The organism is Sulfitobacter sp. PM12 (genome assembly GCF_045586035.1).
Classification (GTDB): Bacteria; Pseudomonadota; Alphaproteobacteria; order Rhodobacterales; family Rhodobacteraceae; genus Sulfitobacter; species Sulfitobacter pontiacus.
Window position 1 is genome coordinate 2,347,473 of sequence record NZ_CP151529.1, and the last position, 18,303, is coordinate 2,365,775.

Sequence of the window (18,303 nt, forward strand, 5' to 3'; positions counted from 1 at the left end):
TGACATGCTTCCCCTCCCCTAGACCGACTTGCAAAGGCGCTGTGCATGCTGACCTTCACCATTCGTCGACTACTTTTGTCGATACCAACGCTTTTGTTTATCAGCCTGGTAATCTTCCTGCTGTTGCAACTGGCCCCCGGCGATCCGATGGCCCAGGTGCCGCTGACAGTCCCACCAGAGGTAAAACAGAAAATGCGCGAGGCGCTTGGCCTCGGGCAGCCGATCTATGTGCAATACTATAAATGGCTGATCCAGTTCTTCTGGGTTGAACCGCAGGTTTTCATTGACTGGGCCACCCGCGACAGCTTCCTGCTGGGCTGGCTGCCCGACACCAGCCTGTCGACCTTCATTGACCCCGACACAGGTGCTGTGCGTCCCGTTCAGCGTGCGATCAGCTGGCAGACCCGCAGCCCGATCATGGACATCGTGATCCAGCGGATGCCGCAGACGCTTTGGGTGGTTGGGCTGAGCTATATCGTGGGCATCCTGATCGCGATCCCGATTGGCATCTATTCGGCCTACCGCCACTATTCACTATTCGATCAAGCCGGCACCTTTGTCACCATGATCGGCTTTTCGATCCCGCCCTTCTTCACCGGGCCGCTGCTGATCGTGATTTTCTCGGTCTCGCTGGGGTGGTTGCCGTCGATCTATGACACAACCCATGTGGTGACCGACTGGGAGAGTTTCAAATTCCAGTTCATGCAGATGATTATGCCCGTGATGGTGTTGGCGCTGCAAACCACCGCGCAGATCAGCCGCTATATGCGCGGCGCGATGCTGGACAACCTGAACCAGGACTATGTGCGCACCGCCCGCGCCAAAGGGCTGCGCGAGAAATCGGTCGTTCTGGTCCATGTGCTGCGCAACTCGATGATCCCAGTGGTCACGGTGATTGCCCTTGGCATGCCCGCGATCTTTGGCGGCGCGATCATTACCGAGAATGTGTTCAAGGTGAATGGTATCGGGCAGCTGCTGCTGACGGCGCTTTTTGCCAACGACCTGCCGATGGTGATGACGCTGACCTTTATCTTCGCCATCCTCATCGTTCTATTCAACCTGATTGCCGATGTTCTATACGGCCTGCTTGACCCAAGGATCCGCTATGACTGAGCAAGCCACCCCCGCAAGCCCGATCGAGGCCGACATCGAATTCTATGGCGCGCTGGTCGATAAAGAGCCGCAAAAGCCGCCGCGCAGCCAGTGGATCGACGTCTGGCAGCAGTTCCGCAAGCACAAGGGCGCTGTCTTTGGCGGAGGCTTCTTGCTGTTCATCACCCTCGCGGTGTTGTTCGGCCCCTACCTTTGGGATGTCGACCCCAAGGCGTTGGATATCCGCAACAAGAACTGGCGCCCCGTGTATCAACTGCTGTTCGACAGCGAGGCCAAGGCCGGTTGGGCACATCCCTTTGGCACCGACCAGCTGGGCCGTGATATCATGGCACAGATGATCGCCGGCGGGCGTGTGTCTATGGCGGTGGGCTGGCTGGCCATGGGGCTGGCGCTGGTCATCGGATCGGCCATCGGCGTCATCTCGGGCTATTTCAAACGGCTCGATTTCTGGCTGATGCGCTTTACCGATCTGGTTCTGTCGCTGCCGATCCTGCCGCTGACGCTGCTGGCGGTGACCCTGTTCCGCCAACCGCTCAACGCACGGTTTGGCCCCGAAGGCGGGATGTTCATCCTGATCGTCGGCATCATCGGGCTGACTTCGTGGATGCAGACCGCGCGGATCGTGCGCGGCGACATTCTGGCGCTGAAAGAGCGCGAGTTCATCCTCGCCGCGCGGTCCATCGGGACGCGGTCGGGCAAGATCATCCGCAAGCACCTGCTGCCCAACGTCATCTCTCCGATCATGGTTTCGGCCACGCTGGGTCTGGCGACCGCGATCATCACCGAAAGCGCGCTGAGCTTTCTGGGCGTCGGCTTCCCGTCGGACTATCCGACATGGGGCAAGCTCTTGTCCGATGCCGTGTCACGGATGCAGGAATTCCCCGAGCGGGTGATCCTGCCCGGCGTCGCGATCTCGCTGACCGTGCTGAGCGTGAACTATCTTGGCGACGGGCTACGTGACGCGCTGGATCCGCGGTTGCGCGGACGGTGATCCGGATCGGACCGTCACCTTTTGGGGCTGCTGTCGGGTTTGAGTATTTGAAAAAGGGTGAAGGGGGGCTGCGGCCTCCCTTTGTCGTGGGGGCGCAAAAGGCTTGAATTCGGGCGGTTTCCGCGTCAGGGAACTGTCGTGTTGTCGTCAAGGGGATCACGGGGATGTTTGAACAATTCGGTTTTGAGACCACCACACCGCAACAAGCGGCTGTCTGGTTCGCGCTGGCGGTTGGGGTGATCTTTGGCATACTCGGGCAGATCACCAAATTCTGTTTTCGCCGCTCGCTGATTGGCGAGGACCGGCGCGCCGCAAAAGGGGTCTGGCTGACGGCGCTGGCTTTTGCCGTGCTAGGGACGCAGGTCGCGGTCGCCATGGGCTGGATCAGCTTTGCCGAACACCGCTTTATGGTGCCGGATGTGCCCTATCTGGCGATTGCCATCGGCGGGCTGTTCTTTGGCGCGGGGATGGTGTTGACGCGGGGCTGTATCTCTCGGCTGACCATTCTGGCGGGCTCCGGCAATTTGCGCGCGGCGTTGGTCGTGGTTGTCTTTGCCGTTGTGGCCCATGCCACGTTGAAAGGCGTGCTGGCCCCAGTGCGCGTAGCGCTTGGCAGTGTGACGCTTGGGCTTGGCGATTACGTCAGCCTTGCCGCCCTGCCCGGGGGGGTGATGCTATGGGGCGGTCTGATCGTGGTGGCGGCCCTTGCCGTGGCGCTGCGATCGGGCAATCGCTGGACCCATCTGGTGATGGCGGCGATGATTGGTCTGCTGGTCCCGCTGGCCTGGGTCGGGACGGGGTTTATACTGTTTGACGAATTCGACCCTATCGCGATGGAAAGCCTGTCGTTCACCTCTCCTTCGGCCGATGCGCTGTTCTGGGTGGTGGCCAGCAGTTCGATCCCCGCGGGCTTTGGCGTCGGGCTTTTGGGGGGCGTGGCCCTGGGGGCCTGCGCGTCGAGCCTGATCTTTGGCGGCTTTGGCTGGCAGAGTTTCGAGACACCCGCCCAGACGGGCCGCTATCTGACCGGAGCAGCGCTGATGGGTGTGGGCGGTGTACTGGCGGGCGGCTGCACGCTGGGGGCCGGATTGTCCGGCGTGCCCACGCTGTCCCTTGCCGCGATCCTTGCGATTGTGATGATCGGTGTCGGCGTGCTGGCGATGCATGCCTTCCTGCGCGCAACACCGGCGGGCAACTGACCCTATTTGATCTTGTGGCGCAGGCGGCGCAGCAGTCCCCAGACCAACAGCACTACCACCGGGACGGCCACTGCCGTGAGCGTGCCCTTGCTGACCCCGATACGGTCGGCCAGCGGGTAAAGCATATAGCCCACCAGCGACACCGCGTAATAGCTGATCGCCACCACGGACAGCCCTTCGACCGTGTGTTGCAAGCGCAGTTGCAGGTCAGAGCGTTTGTCCATGCTGGCCAGTATCGCCTGATTTTGCGCGGATCGTTCCACATCAACCCGTGTCCGCAACAATTCGGCCGCGCGGCTGGCGCGGGCGGACATTTTATTGAGCCGTGTTTCCGAGGATGTGACCGTTCGCATCGCAGGCTCGTAGCGGCGCATCATGAATTCATCAAACCCTTGCCGCGCCATGAACCGTGTTTCGCGCAGGGCCCCTATCCGCTGTGCGACGATGGCTTGATACGCCTCTGTCGCGCCCAGACGGTAAGACGCATCGGCCGAAAGCGCCTCCAGCCCGACAGAGATATCCAGCAGCCGGTGCAGCGTGTCTTCGGCCATGGCAGAGGTGCCTGCCATACCCGCCATCAGATCGTTCAGCTCTGCATCGATACGGTCCAACTGGCCCGCGAATTCGCGCACCTTGGCAAAGCCGAGCATCGACATGGATTTATAGGTCTCTATCTCGCACAGACGTTGCACGATACGGCCCAAGCGGCGGCTGCCCGTGCCTTCGCTCGCAAAGACCGCCATGCGCATGTGACCCGCGGGATCGATGCGAAAGTCGCTGGCGATGACGGCAGCATCTTCAAGCACCGATGCCACGGCGAGGCTTTCGGGGACGAACCAGTCTTGCAACGCCTCGGCGATCTGCGCGTCCTGTGGCAGGCGGGGCACCAGCCGCAGCAGAATAGAGGTGATCCGCTGCGCGTTCAGGCCCGCGCGCCAATCCTGCGGGAAGACATCAAACTCTGCCGGATCAAAGGGGCGCTGGCCGAGCTGATCCAGAAACACCGTATAGGTCACGAACTCGGTATGCTGCTCCCACTTCAGCGTGTATTTTCCCATCGGGCCGAAATAATGGGTCGCGTCCGCGGCGGGTAGCGGCGCACCATAATGGGCCAAGAGATCACGGAGCTGTTGCAGATCGACAGAGCGGTCCCGCCGCGCGGCCTCCCCCAATGGGCGCACGGCCAGATAGGCCGCAACATGGGGCGCGGTGAGCGAGGGGAACGGGCGGGCGTGCAGCTCGCTATTGAGCGTATAGCGCAGGGGGTGATCGTCGAGGGCGGGCACGATGCGGGCTTTCTACAAGGGGACAATCAAAGCAGTCTATCGTGACCACCGCCATTCGCCTAGATATATTTCACATATCTTTCATAGGGTTAACCGTATACCGCGGAATACCGGAACCGTTTCAGAACCGGTTGACCGGTATCTTGAGGTAAGCGTGACCGTCGTCTTCGGCCTCCGGCAAGCGCCCTGCCCGAAGGTTCATCTGTAAGACATGCAGCATCCGGTCGGGCAGCGCGAGGGTTTTGTCCCGCGCCTCGCGCTGGTCGACGAAGCTTTGCTGCGACACGCCACCGCCGATATGGGCGTTGTGCCGGCGTTGTTCGGCCACGGTGGATTCCCACATGGGTTGGCTGCGATACTCGGTGCCATAGTCATGGCCGATGAACAGGCGCGTTGCATCCGGCAGGGCAAGGATATCTTGCAGGGACTGGTAGAGTTCAGCCGCGGTGCCCCCCGGAAAATCGGCACGCGCAGTGCCCACGTCAGGCTGCATAAAGCTGTCATGCACAAAAGCCGCGTCAGAGCCTACAACATAGGTGATCGACCCCAACGTGTGCCCCGGCGACAGCATCACCCGCACGGGCAGCTCGCCGATGGTGAATGTATCGCCATCCTCGAAAAGGTGGTCGAAATCGGCGGCGGGGTCAAAGGCGTCGGGCATGTTGTAATAGGCACGCCAGAGCTCTGCGATCTCTCTCACCTTGGCCCCGATGGCATTGGGCTTGTTCAACCGCTGTTTTAGCACGTGCGAGGCCATGAGATGGTCCGCATGGGGGTGCGTGTCGAGGATCCATTCGATCTCGTAGCCCGCGGCTTCCGCGTGGCGCAGGATGGTATCGACATGCTGCGTGTCAGTCGCCGCACTTTGTGGGCTGAAGCCCAGAACCACGTCGATCACCGCCGCTTTTGAGGTCGCCGGATCCGCCACCAGATATTGGATGCTGCCGGTATCGTCATCGTAAAAGCCGGTCACTTCAGGGGAACCGGGGCCGGTCGAGGGGCTGGTGCGCGAAAACTTCATATTCAAATCCTCCTATATGACAATTCAACACGTGCCACCGGCTTGAGTTCCACTGCCTTCGCCCCAAAAGCAAAAGGGGCGGCGCATTGCTGCACCGCCCCTTGGTTTGTCGCCTGTCGCGTGATCAGTCGATCAGCGGCAGCAGCTTGTCGAGGCTCGCCTTGGCGTCGCCGTAAAGCATCCGCGTGTTGTCTTTGAAGAACAGCGGGTTCTCGATGCCGGAATAGCCTGTCCCCTGCCCGCGTTTGGACACGATGACGTTCTTGGCCTTCCAGCATTCCAGAACCGGCATACCGGCGATGGGGCTGTTGGGGTCGTCCTGTGCGGCAGGGTTCACGATGTCATTGGACCCGATCACGATCGCCACGTCGGTCGACGGGAAATCATCGTTGATCTCGTCCATCTCCATCACGATGTCATAGGGCACTTTGGCCTCGGCCAGCAGCACGTTCATGTGACCCGGCAGACGCCCCGCAACGGGGTGAATGGCGAAACGCACGTTCTTGCCTTTGGCCCGCAGCTTCTTGACCAGCTCGCTGACCGCTTGCTGCGCCTGAGCCACCGCCATGCCGTAACCGGGGATGATGATTACGCTGTCGGCCTCGTTCAGCAGGGTGGCAACACCGTCAGTGTCGATCGCGACCTGCTCGCCCTCGACCTCCATCTGCGGACCGGATGTCCCGCCGAAGCCGCCGAGGATCACGCTGACGAACGACCGGTTCATCGCTTTACACATGATGTAGGACAGGATCGCACCGGACGAGCCGACCAGCGCCCCCACGACGATCAGAAGATCGTTGCCAAGGCTGAAACCGATCGCCGCCGCAGCCCAGCCAGAGTAGCTGTTCAGCATCGACACAACCACGGGCATATCCGCGCCGCCGATACCCATGATCAGGTGGTAGCCGATAAACAGCGCCGCCAGGGTCATGATGAACAGCGGCAGGAAGCCACCGGTGTTGAAGTACCAGACCAGACACAGCAGCGACAGGCCAGCAGCCGCCGCGTTCAGGATGTGACCGCCGGGCAGTTTTGTCGCCGACGTATCCACGCGCCCCGCCAGCTTGCCATAGGCGATGACCGACCCAGTAAAGGTGATGGCACCGATGAACACACCAAGGAACAGTTCGACCCGCAGGATCGCGATCTCGACGCTGTCTTTCTTGGCCAGCAGCGCTGCGAACCCTTCGGTCGCCTTGCGGGCGGTGTCATCCATCGCCAGCACGTTGCCCAGTTCGATATGCGCGTTATAGCCGACAAAGACCGCCGCCAGACCCACAAGGCTGTGCATCGCGGCAACCAGTTCGGGCATCTGCGTCATCTGCACTTTTGTCGCCAGTTGATAGCCGATGGCACCGCCACCCGCGATCAGGATCAGCGACAGCAGCCAGAAGCCGGCCCCCGGCCCGATCAATGTCGCAGCCACGGCCAAAGCCATGCCCACGATCCCGTACCATACCGCGCGCTTGGCGCTTTCCTGACCCGACAGCCCGCCAAGGCTGAGGATGAAGAGGATGGCGGCGACTACGTAAGCCGCTGTTGTAAAACCAAAATCCATTTACCTGAACCCTTTACGATTTTTGGAACATGGCAAGCATGCGCCGTGTCACGAGGAAGCCACCAAAGATGTTGATCCCGCACATAAAGACCGACAGCGCGGCCAGAATAATCACCAGGAACGACCCGGACCCGATCTGCATGACCGCCCCCAGAATGATGATCGACGAAATCGCATTGGTCACAGCCATCAGCGGTGTGTGCAGACTGTGTGCCACACCCCAGATCACCTGGAAGCCGATAAACACGGAGAGCACGAATACGATAAAGTGCTGCATAAAGCTCGCCGGCGCGACCAGACCTACCGCCAACAGCAGCACGCCACCGATGGCCAGCAGGCCGACCTGATTGCGGGTTTGTGCCTTGAACGCGGCCACTTCGTTGGCGCGTTTCTCTTCCGCTGTCAGCTCTTTCGGCTTGTCTTTCTTCGGAGCCGCCGCAATCGCGGCCACTTTGGGTGGAGGTGGTGGGAAGGTGACTTCCTTGTCATGGGTGATGGTCGCCCCACGGATCACGTCGTCTTCCATGTTGTGGTTGACCACACCGTCTTTTTCCGGCGTCAGATCGGTCATCAGGTGACGGATATTGGTCGCATAAAGCGTCGAGGCCTGCGTTGCCATTCGGCTGGGGAAATCGGTGTAGCCGATGATGGTCACGCCATTCTCGGTCACGATTTTCTCGTCCATCTTGGTCAGCTTGCAGTTGCCACCCTTTTCCGCCGCCAGATCGACGATCACCGACCCGGGCTTCATCGCTGCGACCATATCTTCGGTCCACAGCTCAGGCGCTTCGCGGTTGGGGATCAGGGCGGTGGTGATGACGATGTCGACCTCGGGGGCCAGCTCGCGGAATTTGGCCAGCTGTGCCTCGCGGAATTCAGGCGAGGAAACAGAGGCATAGCCACCGGAGGCAGAGCCGTCCTGCTGCTCTTCCTCGAAATCGAGGTAGACAAACTCGGCCCCCATCGATTCAACCTGTTCGGCCACTTCTGGACGCACGTCAAAGGCCAGCGTGATCGCGCCAAGGGATGTGGATGTCCCGATCGCGGCCAGACCGGCAACACCGGCACCGACAACCAGAACCTTCGCCGGAGGCACCTTGCCCGCCGCCGTGATCTGACCGGTAAAGAAGCGGCCAAAGTTGTTGCCTGCCTCGATCACCGCACGGTAGCCCGCGATGTTCGCCATGGACGACAGCGCATCCATTTTCTGCGCGCGGCTGATCCGGGGGATCATCTCCATCGCGACGACAGTGGTGCCTTTCTCTGCCGCCTCTTTCATCTTGGCCTCATCGGCCACAGGGCTGAAGAAAGAGATCAGCGTCTGGTCGGACCGCAGCATCGCCATTTCTTCGGTGTTGGGGACGCGGACCTTGGCCACGACATCCGCCGTCTCCCAAAGCTCGGCCGCCGTGTCGATCACCTCTACCCCGGCTTCGACATATTTATCGTTGGAAAAACCAGCCGCCTCGCCTGCGCCAGCTTCGATCATACAGCTATGACCAAGCTTTTGCAGCTGCAGTGCTGATTCCGGAGTCATCGCAACGCGATTTTCCCCTTCAAATGTTTCTTTTGGCGTCCCGATCTTCAATCCAGAGTCCCCCGTTTGTGCTTCTACGCCCAGTGTGGCGCAATAATATTACCCAGAGCGATAGCGCTTGGGTTCCTATAGTACAAGAGACGGACATAATTAGAACAGCGTTTTGCAGCGTCAATAGCGCTAACAGCCCGATTTTTAGGTTTACGACGTTGCGTGAAAACCCGCGCGCCCTTGCACCTGCCCCCTGCTGCCGACAGCATGCCCCCCATGATGATCCATTTCATAAGGGAGAGCAGAATGGACCTACAGGGAAAACACGCGCTGATCACGGGCGGCGGCACCGGCATCGGGCTGGACATCGCGCGGGATCTGGCCGCACGGGGCGCACATGTGACCATCACAGGCCGACGCCAAGAGGTGCTGGACGAGGTCGCAGGCGATAACATGACCGGCATGGCAATGGACGTGCGCAGCGAGGAAGACGTGGTCGCCAAGATCGCCGCCGCCGTCAAAGCCCACGGTCCGATCCAGATCTGCATCCCCAACGCCGGCATCGCCGAGGGCAAGGCCGTGCATAAGACCGATATGGAATTCTGGCGCAATATGATGTCGACCAATCTCGACGGTGCTTTTCTGACCATCCGCGAATCGTTGAAAACCATGCGCGATACCGACTGGGGCCGCGTCATCGCGATCTCTTCGATGGCGGGCCTGAAGGGGCTGCCCGGGGCTGCGGCCTATTCGGCGTCGAAACACGGGATGATCGGTTTGGTCAAATCGCTGGCGGCGGATTATCTGGGGCAACCCTATACGTTCAACGCGATCTGCCCCGGCTATGTCGACACGCCCATCGTGTCGCGCAATACGGCGTCGATCTCGGAACGTGCTGGTATCTCGGAAGAAAAAGCGCGCGCGATCATGGTCAACTCCAACCCGCACAAGCGTCTGATCGAGGTGTCCGAGGTCACAGCCGCGGCCGCATGGCTCACCGGTCCGGGGTCGCAAAGCATCAATGGCCAATGCATCCAAGTCACCGGCGGCGAGATGTAATCGCTCACCGGTCATGATTTGTTAACTTTGGGGCGGCTAAGGTCGCCCCATGCACAAGATCACATACCCGATAGCCCCGCCCCCAAGCGCCGTCGCTTTTCAAAGCTGCCGCAAACGGCACCTCCAGCACGCGGGCAAACCACGCGCGCCGCAGCCAAGATCTGCCGCGCCGCCGGATTTCCTCTGGCAGAAGATCGACACGCTGACCGCCCGCTATCTAGCAAGGTCAGGCCCCTTGCATGTGCCGCGCATCACGCTGTCGGGGTAACCTGTCAGGCGGATTTCAACATTCGCTGATGCTTGCTGTCCGCCCAGGCCTGCGCCGCCGCACCAAAGCGTTCGAACAGGGGACGCGACACCGGATCATTGCCCGCGTCCCATTCGGGGTGCCACTGCACGGCAAGGGTGAACCCCGGCGCGTCCTTGATATATATCGCCTCTGGCGTGCCGTCTTCGGCAAAACCATCGATCACCACACGCGGACCCGCCGCCTTGATCCCCTGCCCATGCAAGGTATTTGTCCGCACTTTCGGGGCCCCCAAGACCTCGTGGAAGACGCCACCTTGGGTAAAGGTCACGTCGTGGCGCAGCTCGAACTTCTGCTCCATCGTGCCATCGGGGGGCATACGGTGGTTCATACGGCCGGGCAGTTCACGGATTTCGGGGTAAAGCGTGCCACCCATGGCGACATTCACCTCTTGGAACCCCCGGCAGACGCCAAAGAACGGCTGCCCGCGTTCAACGCAGGCGCGCACCAGCCCCAGGGCGATAGCGTCGCGCGCACGGTCAAAGGTACCATGCGCCTCGGTCGCGGGTTCGCCGTATTCCTCGGGGTGCACATTGGGCCGCCCGCCGGTCAGCAAAAAGCCGTCGCAGGTCTCCAACAGCTCTTCCACCGACACAAGCGACGGGTCGCTCGGGATGATTAGGGGCAAACAGCCAGACACCTGCGCTACGGCGATGGTGTTCATCGTGCCGGCGGCATGGATCGGATATTGATCGTTCAACAGGCTGGTGTTTCCGACAATACCAACAACAGGACGCGCCATATTCAGCCTCAGAGTTTGATTTCGCTCAAAGCCTACCGCGTCCTCAATCCGACCTCAACACCCCAAAGCGGGCGTTATTCCTCGCCTTTCAGCCCTGCCGCTTCAATCCCTGCCAGCGCTGCTTTAACATCATTGTCCGAGGTATCCCCCGTCACGCCCAGCGCGCCAATCACGACGCCGGCGTCATCGCGCAGCAGCAAGCCGCCGGGCACAGGCACCACCGCCCCGCGGTACACACCGTTCACTGCCGCCATGAAATAGGCCTGCTGTTCGGCCCGTGCCATCTGCGCGCGCCCTGCCATTCCCAGCATCACCGCGCCATAGGCTTTGCCGTGGGCGATCCCGAAACGCCCCGGTGCGGCACCGTCTTCCCGCTCGAAGGCTTGCACGTGGCCGCCCGCATCAAGCACCACTGCCGACAAGGGCTTCAGCCCCAGCTCATGCCCCTTCTTGAACGTCTCGGCGATCATCGTCCGCGCCTGCTCTAATGTGACTGCCATGCTATCCTCATTGTTACTTCATTTTGCCAACTAAACTCCGGGGAGCGCGAGGGGCTGGCCCCTCGCCCTTTCCGAAACTTCAAACTCAGCCCTGCGCGGCTTTCAGCTCCAACCGGCGGGCATGCAGGACAGGTTCGGTATAGCCCGAAGGCTGCACGCGTCCTTTCAACACCAGATCGCTGGCCGCTTGAAAGGCGATGCCGTCAAAACCCGGTGCCATAGACTGATACAGCGGATCGCCCGCATTCTGCCGGTCCACAACAGCGGCCATCTTCTTGAGAGCCGCCGTGACCTGCTCTTCCGAGATCACCCCGTGGTGCAGCCAGTTCGCCAGCGCCTGAGCCGAGATGCGGCAGGTCGCGCGGTCTTCCATCAGGCCGACGTCATGGATGTCTGGCACCTTCGAGCACCCCACACCCTGATCGACCCATCGCACAACATAGCCAAGGATACCTTGGGCGTTGTTCTCAACCTCCTGCGCGATATCCGCGTCCGACAGGTTACGCCCGTCCAGGACCGGAATGGTCAGCAAATCGGCCAGCGTGCCACGGGCCCCGCCCTGTTTGATCTCGTCCTGACGCGCCAGCACGTCGATTTTATGGTAGTGCATCGCGTGCAGTGTGGCGGCCGTGGGCGATGGCACCCAAGCGCAGTTCGCACCCGCCTTGGGGTGACCGATCTTGGCCTCCAGCATTGCCTCCATCATATCGGGCATGGCCCACATGCCCTTGCCGATCTGGGCACGTCCCTGCAGGCCGCAGGCCAGACCGATATCAACGTTGCGATCCTCATAGGCGCTGATCCAGGGGGCGTTTTTCATCTCGCCCTTGGGCACCATCGGCCCTGCCTCCATAGAGGTGTGGATCTCGTCGCCGGTACGATCAAGGAAGCCGGTGTTAATAAAGGCCACGCGCGATTTGGCCGCGCGGATACACTCCGCCAGGTTGACCGAGGTGCGGCGCTCCTCATCCATGATGCCCAGCTTGACCGTATTGGCGGGCAGACCCAGCACGGTTTCCACGCGGGTAAATATCTCATCAGCAAAGGCCACTTCCTCGGGCCCGTGCATCTTGGGCTTTACCACATAGACCGATCCCGCGACCGAGTTGCGCATGCCCCCGGTCTTTTGCAGATCGTGCATCGCGATCAGCGTGGTGACCATGGCATCCATCAGCCCTTCGCCAATCTCGCGCCCGTCGCGGTCCAGAATGGCGGGGTTGGTCATCAGGTGGCCGACATTGCGCACCAGCATCAGCGACCGTCCCTTGATCGTCAGCGCGCTGCCGTCTGGCGCGGTATAGTCGCGATCCCCGTGCATCTCGCGCGTGACCTGCTGGCCGCCCTTTTCAAAGGTTTCCGACAGATCGCCTTTCATCAGCCCCAACCAGTTACCATAGGCCACGACCTTGTCCTCTGCGTCCACGGCGGCAACGCTGTCTTCACAATCCATGATCGTGGACATCGCGGATTCCAGCAGCACATCCGCCACGCCTGCCGGATCGGTCTTGCCGATGTTATGCGCGGCGTCGATCCGGATTTCGATGTGCAGCCCGTTGTTGCGCAGCAAGATCGCCTCGGGCGCGGCTGCATCGCCACGGTAGCCGACAAACTGCGCCGGATCTTTCAACGCAGGTGTCAGCGCGCCGTCAACCACGGCATACCCCGTTACATCCGCGTGACTGCCTGACGCCAGCGGCACCGCGTCATCCAGAAACGCCTTGGCCTGCGCCACGACCCGTGTACCACGGTCCGCATCGTATCCCTTGCCCTGCGGCAGATCACCCAAAGCGTCGGTGCCGTAATAGGCGTCATACAGGCTGCCCCACCGCGCATTGGCGGCGTTCAGGGCAAAGCGGGCGTTAGTGATCGGCACCACCAGCTGCGGGCCAGGCACCTGAGCGATTTCAGGGTCGACGCCTTTCGTGTCAATCTCGAACGCGGGGCCTTCGGGCACCAGATACCCGATCTCGCGCAGAAAGCTTGTGTAGGCGTCCGCATCATGAGGCTGGCCGGCCCGTTCCTTGTGCCAGCTGTCGATCTTGGCCTGCATGTCTGCGCGGGTCTGCAACAGCGCGCGGTTCTTGGGGCCAAGGTCATGTACCAGATCGCTGAGCCCCGCCCAGAACGTTCCCGCATCGATGCCGGTGCCGGGCAGTGCTGCACCCTCGATAAAATCAACCAGTTCGGCGGCAACCTGAAGGCCGTTCTTGTCGGTACGCTGTGTCATCTCATAGCTCCTGTCGCTCGCGTGGAATTTGCTTTGCGACAAGACTTAGAAGGTATCCCCCCGTGGAGCAACATGTATTGGTAAAAACATCTTACCAATGCAGCCCCTACTGAGCGCTAGCGGCCCCCCGCGCCCTGCGGCATCGGTCAGAGCAGTATTTCACCGCCTCCCAATCGCGCGCCCACTTGCGCCGCCAGCTAAAGGGCAGCCCGCAGCTTTGGCATATCTTGGTCGGAATATCTGATTTCTTGCGCATTTTCGCCATTGCGCCTTTCCCCCCGGATAATCCCTATCATCATAAAAAACGGCAGACCTTGTCGCCAAGGTCTGCCGTCCAAATCATTAAATCTTCAATCGTTAAAAGCGCTTATAAAACTCAGTTGCTTTCGTTTGTCCCCGGTGCGACGGGATCCACAGGCGCTGCGTTGGTATCACCCGCCTGTGTTGCGCCGCTTGTGTCTTCCTCGGTCACCGCGGGGACGGTGCTGTCAGTGGTAATGGCCTGCGTGCCTTCTTCGGCAGCGGGCTGACGGTCTTCGCGACCGTTGTCGATCAGGATGAAGCCAAGAATGGCCGTAATCACGATGCCGAAGATCATCGCGCCTTTAACGCCAAGCAGCGCGGGTTTGTGCTGTTTCTCTTGTTTGTCGATATTTGTGTCGGGTGCAGACATGATGCCCTCCGATGGGTTCGGTGAAAGTTGATCTTCTCGGGTGGCGACCTTGCAGGTGCCGTGTTGCAAGACTAACTTGAGCGCTGGACATCTGGTTCCAAACAGAAGGAAAAAACATGCGCGACGCTGCCCCCCAGACGATATATCTGGCCGACTACACGCCTTATGGCTTTATCATCGACGATGTCGCGCTGCACTTCGATCTGGACCCGCGCAAGACCCGCGTCAAAAGCCGTATCTCCTTTCGCCCCAACCCCGATGCAAGCGACAAGACGTTCTTTCTGCACGGGGAGAACCTATCGCTCGTCTCGGCCACGATTGATGGCACGCCCGTCTCGCCCGAGGTGACGCCCCTGGGGCTGACCTGCGCTGTGCCAAACGCGCCCTTCGTCTGGGAAGCCGAGGTAGAGATCGACCCGATGGGCAACACCGCTCTTGAGGGGCTTTATATGTCGAACGGCATGTATTGCACCCAATGCGAGGCGGAAGGCTTTCGCAAGATCACCTATTACCCCGACCGCCCCGATGTGATGGCAGTGTTTACCGTGACCATCAACGGACCACATCCGGTATTGCTGTCCAACGGCAACCCCGTCAGCAGCGGCAAGGATACCGCCGAATGGCATGATCCCTGGCCCAAGCCTGCCTACCTGTTTGCTCTGGTCGCGGGCGATCTGGTCGCACACCCCGGCAGCTTCACCACGAAATCCGGCCGCAAGGTTGACCTGAACCTCTATGTGCGCCCCGGTGACGAAGGCAAATGCGCTTTTGGGATGCAGGCGCTGAAAGACAGTATGAAATGGGACGAGGACGTTTATGGTCGTGAATACGATCTTGATCTGTTCAACATCGTCGCCGTGGATGACTTCAACATGGGCGCGATGGAGAATAAGGGGCTGAACATCTTCAACTCCTCCGCCGTTCTCGCGTCGCCCGAAACCTCGACCGATATGAACTTTGAACGGATCGAGGCCATTATCGCGCATGAGTATTTCCACAACTGGACCGGCAACCGCATCACCTGCCGTGATTGGTTTCAGCTGTGCCTGAAGGAAGGGCTGACGGTCTATCGCGACAGCCAGTTTACCTCTGACATGCGCTCTGCCGCGGTGAAGCGGATCGGTGATGTGATCGACCTGCGCGCCCGCCAATTCCCCGAGGACCAAGGCCCGCTGGCGCATCCCGTGCGCCCCGAGAGCTTTCAGGAAATCAACAACTTCTACACCGCCACGGTCTATGAAAAAGGGGCCGAGGTGATTGGCATGCTCAAGCTGCTGGTCGGGGACGCGGCGTATTCAAAAGCGCTTGACCTCTATTTCGATCGCCACGACGGGCAGGCTTGTACCATCGAAGACTGGCTACAGGTGTTCGAGGATACAACAGGCCGCGATCTGGGGCAGTTCAAGCGCTGGTATTCCCAGGCGGGCACGCCGCAGCTGTCGGTCACCGAAAGCTGGGACCACGGCACATTGACGTTGCATTTCAAGCAGCACACCCCCGCCAGAGCGGCCACCGACGACCCGCAGCCCTATGTGCTGCCGATCGCTGTCGGGCTGATCGGTCAGGACGGGGACGAGGTGCACGAGACCACGGTGCTGGAAATGACGCAGGCCGAACAAAGCTTTGTCTTTGACGATCTGGGGACGCGCCCTGTGGCATCCGTGCTGCGCGGCTTTTCCGCGCCGGTGGTGCTGTCCCAAGACCTATCGGACGCAGACCGCGCGCATCTGCTGGCCCATGACACCGATCCGTTCAACCGTTGGGAACAGGGGCGCATGCTGGCTTATGGGTCGCTGCTTGGGATGATCCGCGAGGGCAAGGCCCCGAACAAGGATTGGCTGGCCGGTATCCGCGCGGTGATCGGGGATGAAACCCTTGATCCGGCGTATCGCGCGCTGATGCTGGGGCTGCCGTCGCAATCCGATCTGGCGCGCGCGCTGTCAGAGGCAGGCGACACCCCCGACCCCGACATCATCTATGCCGCGACCGAGGCGACCCGCGCCGCGATGGCCGACGCCTTTGCCGATCTGTTGCCGACGCTTTATCGCCGTCACACCGTCGACGCCCCGTTCGAGCCAAACGCGAAACAGGCGGGCAAGCGCGCCTTGTCCAATGCCGCCCTGTCCCTGCTGACGCGCAATGACGACGGCGTGCTCGCGCAAGAGCAATATGACGCGGCCGACAATATGACCCAGCAGCTTTCCGCGCTGGCCAATCTGGTCCGCGCCGGTCGCGGCAACAAGGCTGTGGAGGCCTTCGAGGCACAGTGGAAAGCGGACCGTCTGGTCATGGACAAGTGGTTCGGCCTGCAGGTGATGGAAGCCGACCCCGAAGACGCCCACGAGGTGGTCGAGACGCTGACCAAACACCCTGACTTCAACTGGAAGAACCCCAACCGCTTCCGCGCTGTGCTGGGGGCCTTTGCTGCGCATCACGCGGGCTTCCACCATGCTTCGGGGGCGGGCTATCGTCTGCTTGCCGATTGGCTGATCCAGCTTGATCCGGTGAACCCGCAGACCACTGCGCGGATGTGTTCGGCCTTCCAGACATGGAAACGCTATGACACTGACCGTCAGGACATGATCAAGGCAGAGCTGGACCGCATCCTGTCGCAACCCGGCCTGTCGCGTGACACGACCGAAATGCTGACACGTATCCGCGGTGCATGATGCCGCCGAAGGTGTCCCGCCGCGGGGCACCTTCCGCTACCGGCGTGCGGGGCGCAGCCTTTGGACGGCTTTGGTGGTCGCGGCTGTCTGGCTGGCGCTGGTCACTGCCTATGTCGTGATTGAGGCGTCCCCGGTGATACTGGCGATCGTCGCCCTCTTCACCCTGCCCGCGCTATGGGAACTTGCGACGAACCCCATCGCCAGCCTGAGCCTCTCCCCGCAGGCGCTGGTCTGGCAGCGGGGCAAGGATAAGGTCACGATCCCGCTCGACACAATCGACCACATCCGCCTTGATACGCGGCTGGACCTCTCTGTCCGCGCGACGGTGGTGCTGCGGTCGGGGCAGCGGTTGCGTGTTCCCCCCGATACCATGCCCCCGCACCGCCCGTTCGAGCACGCGCTGCACGCCGCTGGCGTCCCCACGCAGCGGCACCACTTTAGCCTGCGCGGCTAGGCCGGCCACGGGCGGCGCGTTCAGGGTCGCGGCTTGGGGCGCGTCGCACCCAGTGGTTTGCAATAGGCTTGCTGCTTCAGCCAGCGCGACATGTCCCGACGTTTCGCAGGGCTGCGCAATGGGCCCCAGTCCGCCGCGACACCACGCCCGCCGCGGCCATAGATCACCCCGTCACGGGGCACGGTGACCGCCATGATCCGCACCGCACAGCTCAGGTTCGCGGCCCCGTTCTGCAACCCCGCGCCCGTGCCGACGTTGCAGCCATAGCCGCGCGCGGTGGCAGGCAGGATCTGCAGCAGCCCGTACCACAGACCGCCGCCCCCGACCGCGCGGGCCTTATACGTACTCTCATGTTTCGCCAGCGCCGACATGAACCCGACCCAGAACGCCCTGCGGTCCGCGTCCGAGGCGGTGGGATAGGCCGGGCACCAGTCGTCGATGTCGGCAGGCACCATATCAACCAGGGGCTTACCGTGGGACTTGAGCGCGGACAGCGCCGTGCGCGTCCAGACCGCATGCCCGCGCCGGTGCTGCCACCTTGTGCGCGGGATTACGCCGTTGCGCGCAGGCGGCGAGACCTCGTAAAGATTGATCGGCGCGGCGGTCGCAAGGTCGGGGCCCGCTGTGGCCCCCTCTCCGGGCACGGCGGGCGCGGGTTCAATCGGCGCGGCGGCGGTCGGCGGCGTGGTGTCAGGATCAGGGACCGCGCTGCGGGCCACAGGGCGCAGGACATTCACCGTCTCGGCCGCCAACGGCAGTGCCACGCCACCGGACAGTAGCGCGACCATCACCGGCGCGAGAATCACCCGCCCCAGACCACCGCGCCGCATGCCGCTGCGGCGTGCTGTTATCTTTGCTGACATTCCTACTCCCCCAGTCGTATTCGCGCACAACATAGCGTGTTCCGCGCCATCGTCGCCGGTCTTTGAACAATCAGGCATTATTCAGCCTTAAAGCCGCGTTCAGACGCTTGGCA

Annotated in this window: 17 protein-coding genes; 7 read left to right on the forward strand and 10 right to left on the reverse strand. The window is 61.5% G+C overall.

Annotated features, from left to right (window positions below):
- Positions 1–45 precede the first annotated feature (45 nt).
- The 3 genes from AADW22_RS11500 (at position 46) to AADW22_RS11510 (ending at position 3,303) form a co-directional block, all read left to right on the forward strand.
- A complete protein-coding gene (locus AADW22_RS11500; protein WP_009824889.1) occupies positions 46–1,113 on the forward strand; it encodes an ABC transporter permease in 1,068 nt (355 codons plus the stop codon).
- A complete protein-coding gene (locus AADW22_RS11505; protein ID WP_407473751.1) occupies positions 1,106–2,104 on the forward strand; it encodes an ABC transporter permease in 999 nt (332 codons plus the stop codon). The genes AADW22_RS11500 and AADW22_RS11505 overlap by 8 nt, the downstream gene beginning before the upstream one ends.
- A gap of 164 nt (positions 2,105–2,268) precedes the next feature.
- A complete protein-coding gene (locus tag AADW22_RS11510) occupies positions 2,269–3,303 on the forward strand; it encodes a YeeE/YedE family protein (protein ID WP_407473752.1) in 1,035 nt (344 codons plus the stop codon).
- Between the two features lie 2 nt (positions 3,304–3,305).
- Here the strand turns inward: AADW22_RS11510 and AADW22_RS11515 are convergent, their stop codons facing one another.
- From AADW22_RS11515 to AADW22_RS11530, 4 genes are all read right to left on the reverse strand, one after another.
- Positions 3,306–4,589: a DUF3422 family protein gene (locus AADW22_RS11515; RefSeq protein ID WP_407473753.1), complete on the reverse strand. Its 1,284-nt coding sequence runs from the start codon at positions 4,587–4,589 to the stop codon at positions 3,306–3,308.
- 121 nt (positions 4,590–4,710) lie between these two features.
- A complete protein-coding gene (locus tag AADW22_RS11520) occupies positions 4,711–5,610 on the reverse strand; it encodes an MBL fold metallo-hydrolase (protein WP_407473754.1) in 900 nt (299 codons plus the stop codon).
- Positions 5,611–5,734: 124 nt separating this feature from the next.
- Positions 5,735–7,168: an NAD(P)(+) transhydrogenase (Re/Si-specific) subunit beta gene (locus AADW22_RS11525; protein ID WP_064215572.1), complete on the reverse strand. Its 1,434-nt coding sequence runs from the start codon at positions 7,166–7,168 to the stop codon at positions 5,735–5,737.
- A gap of 13 nt (positions 7,169–7,181) precedes the next feature.
- A complete protein-coding gene (locus AADW22_RS11530; RefSeq protein ID WP_037944493.1) occupies positions 7,182–8,756 on the reverse strand; it encodes a Re/Si-specific NAD(P)(+) transhydrogenase subunit alpha in 1,575 nt (524 codons plus the stop codon).
- Between the two features lie 246 nt (positions 8,757–9,002).
- On the opposite strand from AADW22_RS11530, the gene AADW22_RS11535 reads away from it, so the two are divergent.
- Together AADW22_RS11535 and AADW22_RS11540 are read left to right on the forward strand one after the other, a co-directional pair.
- Positions 9,003–9,755 (forward strand): SDR family NAD(P)-dependent oxidoreductase, encoded by a 753-nt coding sequence (locus AADW22_RS11535; RefSeq protein WP_005854063.1) that lies wholly within the window; start codon positions 9,003–9,005, stop codon positions 9,753–9,755.
- 49 nt (positions 9,756–9,804) lie between these two features.
- Positions 9,805–10,023: a hypothetical protein gene (locus tag AADW22_RS11540; protein WP_407473755.1), complete on the forward strand. Its 219-nt coding sequence runs from the start codon at positions 9,805–9,807 to the stop codon at positions 10,021–10,023.
- 4 nt (positions 10,024–10,027) lie between these two features.
- Here AADW22_RS11540 and AADW22_RS11545 read toward each other — a convergent pair whose 3' ends face one another.
- From AADW22_RS11545 to AADW22_RS11565, 5 genes are all read right to left on the reverse strand, one after another.
- On the reverse strand, positions 10,028–10,804 hold the full coding sequence (locus AADW22_RS11545; RefSeq protein ID WP_005854066.1) for a gamma-glutamyl-gamma-aminobutyrate hydrolase family protein: 777 nt from the start codon (positions 10,802–10,804) through the stop codon (positions 10,028–10,030).
- Positions 10,805–10,878: 74 nt separating this feature from the next.
- Positions 10,879–11,304, reverse strand: a complete 426-nt coding sequence (locus AADW22_RS11550; protein WP_407473756.1) for a GlcG/HbpS family heme-binding protein — start codon at positions 11,302–11,304, stop codon at positions 10,879–10,881.
- Positions 11,305–11,389: 85 nt separating this feature from the next.
- Positions 11,390–13,531 (reverse strand): malate synthase G, encoded by a 2,142-nt coding sequence (locus tag AADW22_RS11555; RefSeq protein ID WP_407473757.1) that lies wholly within the window; start codon positions 13,529–13,531, stop codon positions 11,390–11,392.
- 106 nt (positions 13,532–13,637) lie between these two features.
- Positions 13,638–13,796, reverse strand: coding sequence for a DUF2256 domain-containing protein (locus AADW22_RS11560; RefSeq protein ID WP_180827861.1), 159 nt, complete (start codon positions 13,794–13,796; stop codon positions 13,638–13,640).
- A 111-nt stretch (positions 13,797–13,907) separates the two neighbouring features.
- The gene (locus AADW22_RS11565) at positions 13,908–14,204 is read right to left on the reverse strand and encodes a hypothetical protein (RefSeq protein WP_407473758.1); all 297 of its coding nucleotides are present in this window, start codon (positions 14,202–14,204) and stop codon (positions 13,908–13,910) included.
- Positions 14,205–14,320: 116 nt separating this feature from the next.
- On the opposite strand from AADW22_RS11565, the gene pepN reads away from it, so the two are divergent.
- Together pepN and AADW22_RS11575 are read left to right on the forward strand one after the other, a co-directional pair.
- Entirely contained in the window at positions 14,321–16,873 is a 2,553-nt protein-coding gene (pepN, locus tag AADW22_RS11570; RefSeq protein ID WP_407473759.1) for an aminopeptidase N, read from the forward strand.
- Complete coding sequence (locus AADW22_RS11575) at positions 16,866–17,327, forward strand: hypothetical protein (RefSeq protein WP_407473760.1); 462 nt, start codon at positions 16,866–16,868, stop codon at positions 17,325–17,327. The genes pepN and AADW22_RS11575 overlap by 8 nt, the downstream gene beginning before the upstream one ends.
- A 20-nt stretch (positions 17,328–17,347) precedes the next feature.
- Here the strand turns inward: AADW22_RS11575 and AADW22_RS11580 are convergent, their stop codons facing one another.
- Entirely contained in the window at positions 17,348–18,190 is an 843-nt protein-coding gene (locus tag AADW22_RS11580; protein WP_407473761.1) for a transglycosylase SLT domain-containing protein, read from the reverse strand.
- Positions 18,191–18,303: the final 113 nt, after the last annotated feature.